This is a genomic window from Nocardioides sp., assembly GCF_036401255.1.
In the GTDB taxonomy this organism is placed as follows: Bacteria; Actinomycetota; Actinomycetes; order Propionibacteriales; family Nocardioidaceae; genus Nocardioides.
In genome coordinates, this window is record NZ_DASWVI010000253.1 from 1 (window position 1) to 11,644 (window position 11,644).

Here is an 11,644-nt window from a genome sequence, read left to right on the forward strand (position 1 = left end):
ACCCGACCTGGCCATCGCCAGCTGCGGGAACGCCGCGCTCGCCGCGGCCGTGGTCGCCCGCGCCGCCGACCGGCGGCTGCGCGTCTTCGTGCCGGTCGACGCCGACCCCGTGGTGCTCGGGGCGCTGCGCGACCTGGGCGCCGACGTGGTCACGTGCGTCCGCACGCCCGACACCCAGGGAGACCCGGCCTACCTCTGCCTGCAGGCCGAGCTCGCGGCCGGGGCGCTGCCGTTCACCTGCCAGGGCAACGAGAACGGCCTCGTCATCGAGGGCGGCGAGACGCTCGGCTGGGAGATCGCCTCCGACCTCCGCGCGGCCGGCACGACGCTGGACCACCTCGTCGTCCAGGTCGGCGGCGGCGCCCTGGCCAGCGCGTGCCTCCAGGCGCTCGACGAGGCGGCCGCGCTCGGGGCCCTCGAGATCCCGCCCCGGGTGCACACCGTGCAGACCACCGGCGGGCACCCGCTCGAGCGGGCCTACACGCTGGTCCGAGGCGGCCTGCCCCCGACGCCCACCCGCGCCGAGATCGACGACGCGTTGCACGCGGCCGCGGCGCACCGCTCGGCGTACATGTGGCCGTGGGAGGGCGAGCCCCGCAGCATCGCGGGCGGCATCCTCGACGACGAGACCTACGACTGGCGCGCGGTCGTGGGCGGGATGCTCGCCACCGGCGGGCGCCCGGTCGTGGTGGCCGAGGAGACCCTGGGCCGGGCCCGCGACCTCGGCGTCGCCGCGGGCTATCGCGTCGATCCCACCGGGTCCTCGGGACTCGCCGGTCTCCTCGACCTGGTGGCCGACGGGACCGTCGCTCCGGACACGCGTGTGGGCGTCCTGTTCACCGGTGTGGACCGGTCGCCGGCAGGGTCCATGGACCCTAGCGGGCGGTCCGGGCCCGGAGCACGCTGAGTAGAACTCGGAGCAGAGGAGCGCACATCGTGGCGGCCGACATCGGAGTCGTTGTCCCCTCCTTCGCGCTGTGCGGCGCCACGGTGGTGGCCGCACTCGACCCGCCCGAGGTGGTCTCCGCCGACGTCGTGATCGCCGGGGACCGCATCGCGTCGGTCGGTACGGTGCCGGCCGGGGTGCCCCGCCGCGACTGCTCGGGGACGTTGGTCCTGCCGGGCAACGTCTGCGCCCACCACCACCTGTACTCGGCGCTGAGCCGGGGGATGCCCTACCACCTCGTCGCGCCGGTCACGTTCACCGAGATCCTCCAGCGGGTCTGGTGGCGGCTGGACCGCGCCCTCGACGAGCGGTCGATCCGGGCCTCGGCCCTGCGCGGCGGCCTCGACGCGCTGCGGGCCGGGACCACGACGATCGTGGACCACCACGCCTCGCCGTACGCCATCGACGGCTCGCTGGACATCATCGCCGACACCCTCGCGCAGCTCGGGGTCCGCAGCGTCTTGTGCTACGAGGTGAGCGACCGGGACGGGCTCGACCGGGCGGCAGCGGGCATCGCCGAGAACCGCCGCTTCCTCGCGCGTGCGCAGGGCCTGACCCGCGGCATGATGGGCGCCCACGCGTCGTTCACGCTCTCCGACGCGACGCTCGGGCAGCTCGTCGACGCCGCCCACGCCGACGGTGTGGGCGTGCACATCCACGTCGCCGAGGACGCCGCCGACCAGGTCGACGCCCGGGCCCGCTCGGTCCACGGCGTGGTGGAGCGGCTCGACCGGGCCGGGGTGCTCACCGACCGCGCGCTGCTCGCCCACGGCGTCCACGTCGCGCCGGCCGAGATGCACGCCGTCGCCGACACCCGCGCCACGGTGGTCTGCAACCCGCGCAGCAACATGAACAACGCCGTGGGGCACTCGCCGTTCAACCACCTCGCGCGGGCCGCCGGTGCCGGCGTCGCGCTCGGCACCGACGGCATCGGCGGTGACCTGTTCGCCGAGTCCCAGGTCGGGTACTTCCGCGCCCGCGAGGCGGACGTCGCCACCCCCGGCGACTGGCCGCTCGCCCGGCTCGCCGAGGGAGCCCGGTTCGCCGGCGGCGTCCACGGCGAGCCGCTGCTCGGCACCCTCCGGCCGGGTGCCCCGGCCGACCTCGTCGTCCTCGACTACCCGACCCCCACCCCGGTGACCGCCGACAACCTGGTCGGCCACTGGGTCTTCGGCCTCTCCTCGGGCCAGGTCCGCGACGTGGTCGTCGCCGGCGAGCTGGTCGTCGCCGACCGCCGTTCGACCCGCGTCGACGAGGCCGAGGCGGCCGCCGCCGGCGCCGTCGAGGCCCGGCGCCTGTGGGAGCGGATGGACGAGATCGGACCGCACGAGTTCGAACCGATGAGCTGACCCGAGGAGCAGACGATGAGAGTGGCGCTCTACCTCCAGGACCTCCACCCCCTGCGCGAGGGCATGGAGTACGCCCGCTACGCCGAGGAGCGTGGCTTCGACGCCGTCTGGCAGGCCGAGAGCCGGCTGGTCCGCGAGGCGACGGTGCCGATGGCGGCGTACGCCGCCGTCACCAGCCGGATCAAGGTGGGCTCGGGCATCGTGCCGATCTGGACCCGCAACGTCGGACTGCTCGCCGCGACGTTCGCGACGCTCGACGAGCTGGCGCCCGGGCGGGTGATGCTCGGCCTCGGCGCCTGGTGGGAGCCGCTGGCCACCAAGGTCGGGGTCGAGCGGCGCAAGCCGCTGCGTGCGATGCGCGAGACCGTCGAGGCCACCCGACGGCTGCTCGCGATGGAGCGGGTCACCTACGACGGCGAGTTCGTGCACCTCGACGACGTCGAGATCGACATCGTCCACGGCGACCGCTCGCCCAAGCAGGTGCCGATCTACATCGGCGCGACCGGCATGCAGATGATGGAGCTCGCCGGCGAGATCGCCGACGGCGTGCTGCTCAACTACATGGTGTCGCCGTCCTACAACGCCCAGGCGATGGCCGCTCTCGCCACGGGCGCGGCGAAGGCCGGCCGGTCGGTCGACGACCTCGACCGGCCACAGCTCGTCGTGTGCTCGGTCGACCGCGACCGGGCACTCGCGCTCGACCGGGCCCGGGAGCTGCTCACGCAGTACCTCGGCCAGCAGCCGCACATCATGAAGGCCAGCGGCGTCGATCCCGCGCTCATCGAGGAGATCGGCAAGGTCTTGACCTGGCCGGCCGAGCGAGAGGAGATCCTCCGGGCCATGCGGCTGGTCCCCGATGACGTGGTGCAGCAGATCACCGCCTCCGGCAGCCCGGAGGAGTGCCGCGCCAAGGTCACCGAGTACGTCGAGGCGGGCGCGACCTGCCCCGTCCTGTACCCGCTCGGCGACGATGTCCGACTGATGATCGACACCTTCGGTGTCTGAAGAGGAGAACGCACGATGAGGAGCTTCCTGGGCCGCGACATCCTGTCCCTGAAGGACGTCGAGCGCGACGACTACTTCCGGATCTTCCGGGTCGCCGAGGAGCTGCGCCCTCACGCCGAGAACCGCCGCAACGGCGACCTCCTCAAGGACAAGACGCTCCTCACCGCGTTCTACCAGCCCAGCACCCGCACCCGGCTCTCGACCGAGGCCGCCATGCACCGCCTCGGCGGCCACGTCCTCGGGTTCTCCGACGCGAAGATGACCCGCGCCGGCGACTTCTACCAGGAGTCCATGAAGGACACCGTGAAGATGCTGGAGTACTACGGCGACGTGATCGCGATGCGCTCGCACGTGCAGGGCGCCCCCCACGAGGCCGCGCACTGGGCGTCGGTGCCGGTGATCAACTGCGGCGACGGCTGGGGCGAGCACCCGACCCAGGTGCTCACCGACCTCTACACGATCTGGCGCGACAAGGGCACGCTCGACGGCCTGAAGGTGCTGTGCGTCGGCGACATGCGGATGCGCACGATGCACTCGATCCTCTACGCGTCCTCGCAGTTCGACATGGAGGCGTTCGTCGTCTGCCCACCGGAGCTGGCGCTGCTCGACGACTTCAAGGCCGAGCTCGCCGAGCGCAGCGTGAACTACCGCGAGGTCGAGTCGGTGGAGGCGTGCATCGCCGACGCCGACGTGATCTACATGGAGCCGGTCGTCCAGGCCGACTACACCCAGTCCCGCGTGGACCCCACCGCCGAGAAGGGCGCCACGCCGGCGGCGTACCAGGTCACCCGGCGGCTGCTGCACGAGAAGGCCAAGCAGGACTCGATCGTGCTGCACTCGCTGCCGCGGATGGACGAGCTGACCACGGATGTCGACAGCACCCGGCACGCCCGCTACTGGGCCGAGGCGGCCAACGGGGTGTCGCTGCGGATGGCGCTGCTCGCGCTGGTCCTCGGAGCGGTCGAGTAGCCGGGGGAGGGGGACCGATGCAGACCCACCTGCGCGGCCGCGACGTCATCGACTTCCAGGACTGGACGCGCGACGAGATCGACACCGTGCTCGACGTGGCGTTCGCCCTGAAGCGCGATCGGGCGCTCGGCCAGCCGCACCCCTACCTGCGCGACAAGGTCCTGGCGATGCTGTTCTTCTTCGCCAGCACCCGCACCCGTGCCTCGTTCGAGGCCGGCATGGCCCAGCTCGGCGGGCACGCGCAGTTCATCGAGAGCAGGTCCACGCAGATCGCCCACGGCGACACCGCCACCGAGATCGGCGAGATCCTCGGCCGCTACAACGACGGGATCGCGATCCGCAACGTCGACTGGGGCGTCGGCAACACCTACATCCGCGAGGTCGCCGCCGCCAGCCGGGTGCCGGTGCTGAACATGCAGTGCGACCACTTCCACCCGCACCAGGCGCTGGCCGACCTGATGACGATCATCGAGCGGTTCGGCGACCCGCGGGGTCGTACGGCGACGATCAGCTGGGCGTGCGCGAAGACCTACTCCAAGCCGCTCAGCGTGCCGCAGAGCCTGATCATGCTGCTGCCCCGGTTCGGGATGAACGTCCGCCTCGTGCATCCGCCGGAGTTCGCGCTGATGCCCGACTACGTCGAGCAGGCCAGGGAGAACGCCCGGCTCGGACGCGCGTCCTTCGAGCTGATGGACGACTTCGACGCGGGCATCCGCGGGACCGACGTCGTCTACGCGAAGAGCTGGGGGGCGGTGATGACCACCTCCGACGTCGAGGAGGAGAAGCGGCTCGTCGACTCCTACGCCGACTGGATCGCCGACGAGCGCCGGCTCGAGACCGCCGCCGAGGACGCGATCTACATGCACCCGCTGCCGGGTGAGCGCGGCACCGAGGTGACCGACGGCGTGATCGACGGCCCGCACAGCGCGGTCTTCGACCAGGCCGAGAACCGCTTGCACGGCCAGAAGGCCGTGATGGCACTGACGATGGGCTGAGGCCCGGGAGGACGGTGGCACGATGGTGACGGTTTCCGCCTACGCGCGTCCCTCGACGATGGACGAGGCCCTCGAGCTGCTGGCCTGGTCCGGCGCGGTCGCGCTCGCCGGCGGCACCCGACTGGGTGGCGACACCTCGGCGCGCCGGGTCGAGGTGGTGGACCTGCAGGCGCTCCACCTCGACGGCATCCGCGCCGAGGGCGAGCACGTGCTGCGGATCGGGGCGATGACGCGGCTCCAGCAGCTCGTCGACAGCGACCTGGTGCCCGAGGTCGTCCGCGAGGCCGCGCGCCGGGAGCGGCCGAGCACGCTGCGTGCCCAGGGCACGGTCGGCGGCTGCGTCGCGACCGGCGACGCGGAGAGCGAGCTGCTGGCCGCGCTGCTCGTCCACGAAGCGGTGGTGCACCTCGACACCGGCCAGGGGACCGACGCGCTCCCGCTCGAGGCGCTCCTCGCGGCGCTCCCGGTCGGGCCCGGGCGGATCGTGACGGCCGTGACGCTGCGCATCGACGGCACCGCCGCCGCCGCGCACACCGCCCGCACCCCCGCCGACCGCGCCATCGTCGCGGCGTTCGCGCGGGAGAGCGAGCGCGGGCGACGGGTGGCGCTGACGGGCGTGGCGGCCACGCCGGTGCTCGTGCAACCCGGCGAGGAGCTGCATCCGGTCGGCGACTTCCGCGGGTCCGACGAGTACCGCCGGGCCCTGGCCGACGTGCTGACCGACCGAGTGGTGGAGGCGATCTCATGACCCCCGTGACGATGGACCTCGAGCTCACGCTGAACGGGTCGCCGCGCACGGTGACCTGCGCCCCGGGGGACTCGCTGCTCACCGTGCTGCGCCGCCTGGGCTGCTTCAGCGTCCGGTACGGCTCGGAGACCGGCGAGACCGGGGCCGCGGCGGTGCTGCTCGACGGCCGGCTCGTCTCGGCCGACGTACTGCTCGCCGCCCAGGCGGGCGGCCACGAGGTGACGACCGTCGAGTCGCTCAACGTCGCCACCGGGGAGCTGCACCCGATCCAGGCGGCGTTCGTGGAGTCCGGTGCGCTCCAGTCGGGCTACTCGGCCGGAGCGATGGTGCTGGCCGCCCAGGCGCTGCTCGCGCGGGTGCCGGACCCGTCGGAGTGGCAGATCCGCGACGCGTTCTCCGGGATCCTCGACCGCGAGACCGGCTACGTGAAGGTCGTCGACGGGGTGCAGCGGGCCGCGGCGCTGCTGCGCGGCGAGAAGCCGGAGCCGATGGCGCCGGTGATCGTCGAGCGGCTCACCGACGGCGGTGGCGCACCGGTGCCCGAGGCTCCGGCCGCCCGGCCGCGACTGGTGCCCGCCGCGGACGTCCCGCCGACGCAGGTGGTCGGTGCGGGCGCGGCGAAGGTCGATGCGCTCAAGCTGGTCAAGGGGAATCCCGCGTTCGTCGACGACATCGAGCTGCGCGGGATGCTGTACGCCAAGGTGCTGCGCAGCCCCCATGCCCACGCGCGCATCGTCGCCATCGACGACGCCGAGGCGCGCGCGCTGCCGGGCGTGCACGCGGTCCTGCACACGTTCAACACCCCGCGGGTGAAGTACGCGTCCGGTGGCCAGAGCTGGCCCAACCCGCGGCCCTGGGACCAGGTCAGCTTCGACGACAAGGTCCGCCACGTCGGCGACCGGGTCGCCGCGGTCGCCGCGGAGACCCTCGAGATCGCCGAGGAGGCGTGCCGGCGGATCACGGTGACCTACGACGTGCTGCCGGCGGTCTTCGACGAGGTCGAGGCCATCCAGCCGGGCGCCCCGGTCATCCACGACGAGGACGACACCGAGGGCATCCTCGATGCGTCTCGCAACATCCCCCGCGACGTCAACGGTCAGACCGTGCCCGACGAGGAGGTCGAGGCGGCGTTCGCGGCCGCTCCGCACGTCTTCGAGCGGACCTTCCACGTCCAGCAGCAGCACACCTGCCCGATCGAGCCGGCCATCACGATCGGCTGGCTCGACGAGGACGAGCGGCTGGTGCTGCGCAGCTCGACCCAGGTCCCGTTCCACGCGCGGCGCATGGTGGCGCCGCTGCTCGGCCTGCCGGTCAAGCAGATCCGGGTGATCAAGCCGCGCATCGGCGGCGGGTTCGGGGGCAAGCAGGAGATGCTGCTCGAGGACGTCGTCGGGCACCTGGTGCTCGCCACCCGTCGTCCGGTCCGGCTCGAGCTGACGCGCGAGGAGGAGTTCGTCTCCGCCCGCATCCGCCACGCCCAGACCGTCACGTTCCGCGCGGCCGTCGACGACGAGGGCCGGCTGCTGGGGCTCGACCACCGCGTGGTCGGCAACACCGGGCCCTACGCGACCCACGGGTTCACCGTGCAGTCGGTCTCGGGTCAGCGCGGGCTGTCGCAGTACAACTGCCCGGCCAAGCGCTACCACGCCGACGTCGCGTACACGAACCGGCCCGTGGCCGGCGCGTTCCGCGGCTACGGTGCGCCGCAGGCGCTGTTCGCGCTCGAGTCCCTGATGGACGACGTCGCCCGCGGCCTGGGGGTCGATCCGGTCGAGCTGCGCCGGAAGAACTGGGTCCGCACCGGTGACCCGCTCGACATCCTGCCCGCGCTCGGCGAGCGCGGTGCCGCCGAGATCGCCGGCGAGCTGCCGCGGGTGACCAGCTGCGCGACCGACGAGTGCGTCGCCCAGGCGCTCCGCGCGATCGACTGGGAGCGGCGCAACGACCCCACCTGGAAGCAGCCACCGGACCGGCCCAACATCCGCCGCGGTGTCGGGTTCGCGCTGTGCATGCAGGCGACCGCGATCCCCAACCTCGACATGGGTGGCGCCTCGATCAAGATGAACGACGACGGCTCGTTCAACCTGCTGTTCGGGGCGACCGACCTCGGCACGGGCGCCGACACGGTGCTGGCCCAGATCGCCGCCGAGGTGCTCGGCGTCGAGGCGGACGACATCATCGTCTACGCGGCCGACACCGACATGACGCCGTTCGACGTGGGCGCGTACGCCGACAGCACGACCTACATCTCCGGGATGGCGGTGAAGAAGGCGGCGGAGGCCGTGCGCGAGCGGATCGTGCTGCGTGCCGCCCGGCTCCTCGGACTCGACGACGCCGGCCAGGTCGAGCTGCGCAACCGGCAGGCCTTCGCCCCCGACGGGCGGTCGGTCACGCTGCAGGACGTGGCGCTGCACGCCCTGCACCTCGACGACCAGGAGCAGATCATGGCGACCGCCAGCCACGTGTCCGGGGAGTCGCCGCCTCCGTTCGCCGCGCAGACGGTCGAGATCGAGGTCGACGTCGACACCGGCCAGGTGACGGTCACGAAGCTCGTCATGGCCGTCGACGCCGGCGTGGTCATCAACCCCACGACGGCCAGCGGACAGGTCGAGGGCGCGATGGTGCAGGCGCTGGGGTACGCGCTCACCGAGGACCTCGTGCTCGACGAGGCCGGGCGGGCGGTCAACGCGCAGATCGGTCCGTACTGGATCTTCCGGCCCGACGACACGCCCCCGATGGAGGTGTTCCTCGTGCAGACGATGGAGCCGAGCGGGCCGTTCGGCGCCAAGTCGATCGGCGAGATCGCGATCGACGGGGTGGCGCCCGCCGTGCGCAACGCGATCCTCGACGCCACCGGGGTCACGGTCGACGATCTGCCCATGACGCCCGAGCGGGTGTGGCGGGCCCTCCACGCCTAGCAGCCACGATGAGCGACTACATGCTGGTCCGCGGCGGCACCGTCGTGGACGAGGACGGCACGCGGCGCGCGGACGTCCTGGTGCGAGAGGGCCGGATCGCGGCGGTGGCGCCGGGTCTGACCGCGGACGGCGGCGCGGGGGTCGAGGTGGTCGACGCGGGCGGGGCCTACGTAGTCCCCGGCGGCATCGACGTCCACACCCACTTCGCGCTGCCCGTGGGTGCGGTCACCTCGGCCGACGACTTCGAGTCCGGCACGCTGGCGGCCGCCTGCGGCGGCACGACCTGCGTGGTCGACTTCGCCGGCGCGGGCCGCGAGCCCTGGCAGGAGGCGCTCGAGACCTGGCACGACCGGGCGCGGGACCGGGCGGTCGTCGACTACGGCTTCCACCTGACGGTCACGGAGCTGCCCGAGGACCTGGACGCCGCGGTCGATCGGTTCGCCGAGTTCCTCCGGCACGGCGTCGCCAGCGTCAAGCTGTACCTCGCCTACCCGGAGCGGCTGATGGTCGACGACGAGACCCTGGCGCGCGCGCTCGCGGCGGCCCGGCGTACCGGCATGCGGGTGTGCGTGCACGCCGAGGACGGCGCGACCGTCGAGACCCTGGTCGCCCAGGCGATCGCCGCGGGGCGGACCGGTCCCGACGCGGTGCCGTCGGCGCGCCCGGCCTCGGTCGAGGCCGCGGCGATCCACCGTGCCGCGGTGCTGGCGGGGGTCGCGGACGCGTGGCTCTACGTCGTGCACCTCTCGAGCGCCGCCGGTCTCCAGGCGGTGCGCAACGCCCGCGCCGCCGGGATCGATGTCCACGCGGAGACCTGCCCGCACTACCTGTACCTCGACGCGGCGCACCTCGCGGCCGGGGAGCAGGACTTCGTGTGCGCGCCGCCCCTGCGGAGCGCCGACGATCGCGCCGCGCTGTGGGGCGCGCTCGCGGAAGGGGACGTCGAGGTCCTCGCGACCGACCACTGCCCGTTCACCGAGGCCGACCGCCGGCGCGGCACCGGAGGGGAGGGCTGGTCCGACTTCCGGCAGATCCCTGGGGGCCTCAGCGGCGTCGAGACCCGGCTGTCGCTGGCCTACCAGGGCGTCGTCGACGGACGGCTGTCGCTCGAGCGCTGGGTCGAGGTCACGGCCGGTGCCCCCGCGCGGCTGTTCGGGCTCGACGGCGCCAAGGGGGCGGTACGCCGCGGGCTCGATGCCGACCTGGTGGTGTTCGACCCGGGCGCCAGCCGGGCCCTCGACGCGCGCACCCTGCACTCGCGGTGCGACCACAGCCCCTACGCGGGCCGGGTCGTGACCGGCTGGCCGGCCGTCACCATCAGCCGTGGCGAGGTCGTCGCGGTCGCTGGGGAGCCGGCGGACCCGCGTCCGGGACGCGGCCGTTTCGTCCGGCGGCGAGGGCTCGGGGCCGCGTAAAATGTCGTCGCGTTGGCTGCGTGAGGAGAGGGCATGGCAGCAGCACCCAGCATCACCGTCAACGGCACCACGCGGTCCCTCGCCGGGGTGGCGCCGCACACGACGGCGCTCGACTGGTTGCGCGGCCTCGGCCTCACCGGCGCCAAGGAGGGCTGCGCCGAAGGTGAGTGCGGCGCGTGCGCCGTGCTGGTCGCCCGGTCCGACGGCGAGGTCACCTGCTGGACCGCCCTCAACGCCTGCCTGGTCCCGGCGGTCGCGCTCGACGGCCAGGAGGTCGTGACCGCCGAGGGCCTCGGCACGCCGGACGACCTGCACCCGGTCCAGCGCGAGCTCGCCGAGCGAGGCGGGTCGCAGTGCGGCTACTGCACGCCGGGCTTCGTGTGCAGCATGGCCGCGGAGTTCTACCGGCGTGACCGGGGCGGCGACGTCGTGACCGACGACCGGGGACCCAACGGCTTCGACCTGGCCGCCCTCAGCGGGAACCTGTGCCGCTGCACCGGCTACCGCCCGATCCGCGACGCCGCGTACGCCCTGGGCGACCCGGCGCCCGACGACCCTCTCGCGGCGCGGCGGCACCGGCCCGCGCCGCCGCCGGCCGCGACCCACGTGGACGGCCCGGACGGACGTTTCGTACGCCCGCGGGACCTCGCCGAGGCGCTCGACCTGCTGCGGGAGCACCTGGACGCGCGGCCGATCGCCGGCTGCACCGACTGGGGTGTCGACGTCAACCTCCACGGCGCCCGCGCGCCGTACCTCGTCGCGATCGACCAGCTTGCCGAGCTGCGCCGGGTCTCCGTGCCGGAGGCGCCCGGTGGCGCCATCGAGATCGGCGCCGCGCTCTCCCTCTCCGAGGTCGAGTCCGCCCTGGCTGGCGGGGTGCCGCTGCTGGCCGAGCTGTTCCCGGCGTTCGCGTCGCGGCTGATCCGCAACAGCGCGACGATCGGCGGCAACCTCGCCACCGCCTCGCCGATCGGCGACCTGGCGCCGGCGCTGCTGGCGCTGGAGGCCACCGTGGTGCTCGTCTCCGCCGCCGGCGAGCGCGAGGTGCCGGTCGACGGGTTCTGCACCGGCTACCGACGCTCACAGCTGCGTCCGGGCGAGCTGATCCGGGCGGTGCGGATCCCGCAGCCCCAGGCCGGGCTCACCGCGTTCCACAAGATCGCCAAGCGGCGGTACGACGACATCTCCAGCGTCGCGGTCGCCTTCGCCCTCGACGTGGTCGACGGCACCGTCGTCCGGGCGCGGATCGGCCTCGGCGGCGTGGCCGCGACGCCGGTCCGCGCGCGGAGGGCCGAGGCC

Annotated in this window: 9 protein-coding genes; all 9 read left to right on the forward strand. The window is 73.5% G+C overall.

Annotation, left to right across the window (positions count from 1 at the left end; translation table 11 throughout):
• A partial coding sequence (locus VGD85_RS11515; RefSeq protein ID WP_331063582.1) for a pyridoxal-phosphate dependent enzyme occupies positions 1-907 on the forward strand: 907 nt, incomplete at its 5' end.
• Between the two features lie 29 nt (positions 908-936).
• Positions 937-2,295 carry an amidohydrolase family protein gene (locus VGD85_RS11520; RefSeq protein WP_331063583.1) on the forward strand — a complete coding sequence of 453 codons (1,359 nt, stop codon included), beginning with the start codon at positions 937-939 and terminating at the stop codon, positions 2,293-2,295.
• Between the two features lie 15 nt (positions 2,296-2,310).
• Entirely contained in the window at positions 2,311-3,300 is a 990-nt protein-coding gene (locus tag VGD85_RS11525) for an LLM class flavin-dependent oxidoreductase (protein WP_331063584.1), read from the forward strand.
• A 15-nt stretch (positions 3,301-3,315) separates the two neighbouring features.
• Positions 3,316-4,269, forward strand: a complete 954-nt coding sequence (gene pyrB / locus VGD85_RS11530) for an aspartate carbamoyltransferase (RefSeq protein WP_331063585.1) — start codon at positions 3,316-3,318, stop codon at positions 4,267-4,269.
• Positions 4,270-4,286: 17 nt separating this feature from the next.
• Entirely contained in the window at positions 4,287-5,264 is a 978-nt protein-coding gene (locus VGD85_RS11535) for an ornithine carbamoyltransferase (RefSeq protein ID WP_331063586.1), read from the forward strand.
• Between the two features lie 22 nt (positions 5,265-5,286).
• On the forward strand, positions 5,287-6,012 hold the full coding sequence (locus VGD85_RS11540; protein ID WP_331063587.1) for an FAD binding domain-containing protein: 726 nt from the start codon (positions 5,287-5,289) through the stop codon (positions 6,010-6,012).
• Positions 6,009-8,930 carry a molybdopterin-dependent oxidoreductase gene (locus VGD85_RS11545; protein ID WP_331063588.1) on the forward strand — a complete coding sequence of 974 codons (2,922 nt, stop codon included), beginning with the start codon at positions 6,009-6,011 and terminating at the stop codon, positions 8,928-8,930. The genes VGD85_RS11540 and VGD85_RS11545 overlap by 4 nt, the downstream gene beginning before the upstream one ends.
• A gap of 8 nt (positions 8,931-8,938) precedes the next feature.
• The gene (gene hydA, locus VGD85_RS11550) at positions 8,939-10,345 is read left to right on the forward strand and encodes a dihydropyrimidinase (RefSeq protein ID WP_331063589.1); all 1,407 of its coding nucleotides are present in this window, start codon (positions 8,939-8,941) and stop codon (positions 10,343-10,345) included.
• Positions 10,346-10,378: 33 nt separating this feature from the next.
• A partial coding sequence (locus VGD85_RS11555) for a xanthine dehydrogenase small subunit (RefSeq protein ID WP_331063590.1) occupies positions 10,379-11,644 on the forward strand: 1,266 nt, incomplete at its 3' end.

Bases quoted from the DNA above. Each gene is read 5' to 3' on its own strand.
- pyrB (WP_331063585.1), top strand. From the start codon at position 3,316: ATGAGGAGCTTCCTGGGCCGCGACATCCTGTCCCTGAAGGACGTCGAG.
- VGD85_RS11535 (WP_331063586.1), top strand. From the start codon at position 4,287: ATGCAGACCCACCTGCGCGGCCGCGACGTCATCGACTTCCAGGACTGG.
- hydA (WP_331063589.1), top strand. From the start codon at position 8,939: ATGAGCGACTACATGCTGGTCCGCGGCGGCACCGTCGTGGACGAGGAC.
- VGD85_RS11540 (WP_331063587.1), top strand. From the start codon at position 5,287: ATGGTGACGGTTTCCGCCTACGCGCGTCCCTCGACGATGGACGAGGCC.
- VGD85_RS11525 (WP_331063584.1), top strand. From the start codon at position 2,311: ATGAGAGTGGCGCTCTACCTCCAGGACCTCCACCCCCTGCGCGAGGGC.
- VGD85_RS11545 (WP_331063588.1), top strand. From the start codon at position 6,009: ATGACCCCCGTGACGATGGACCTCGAGCTCACGCTGAACGGGTCGCCG.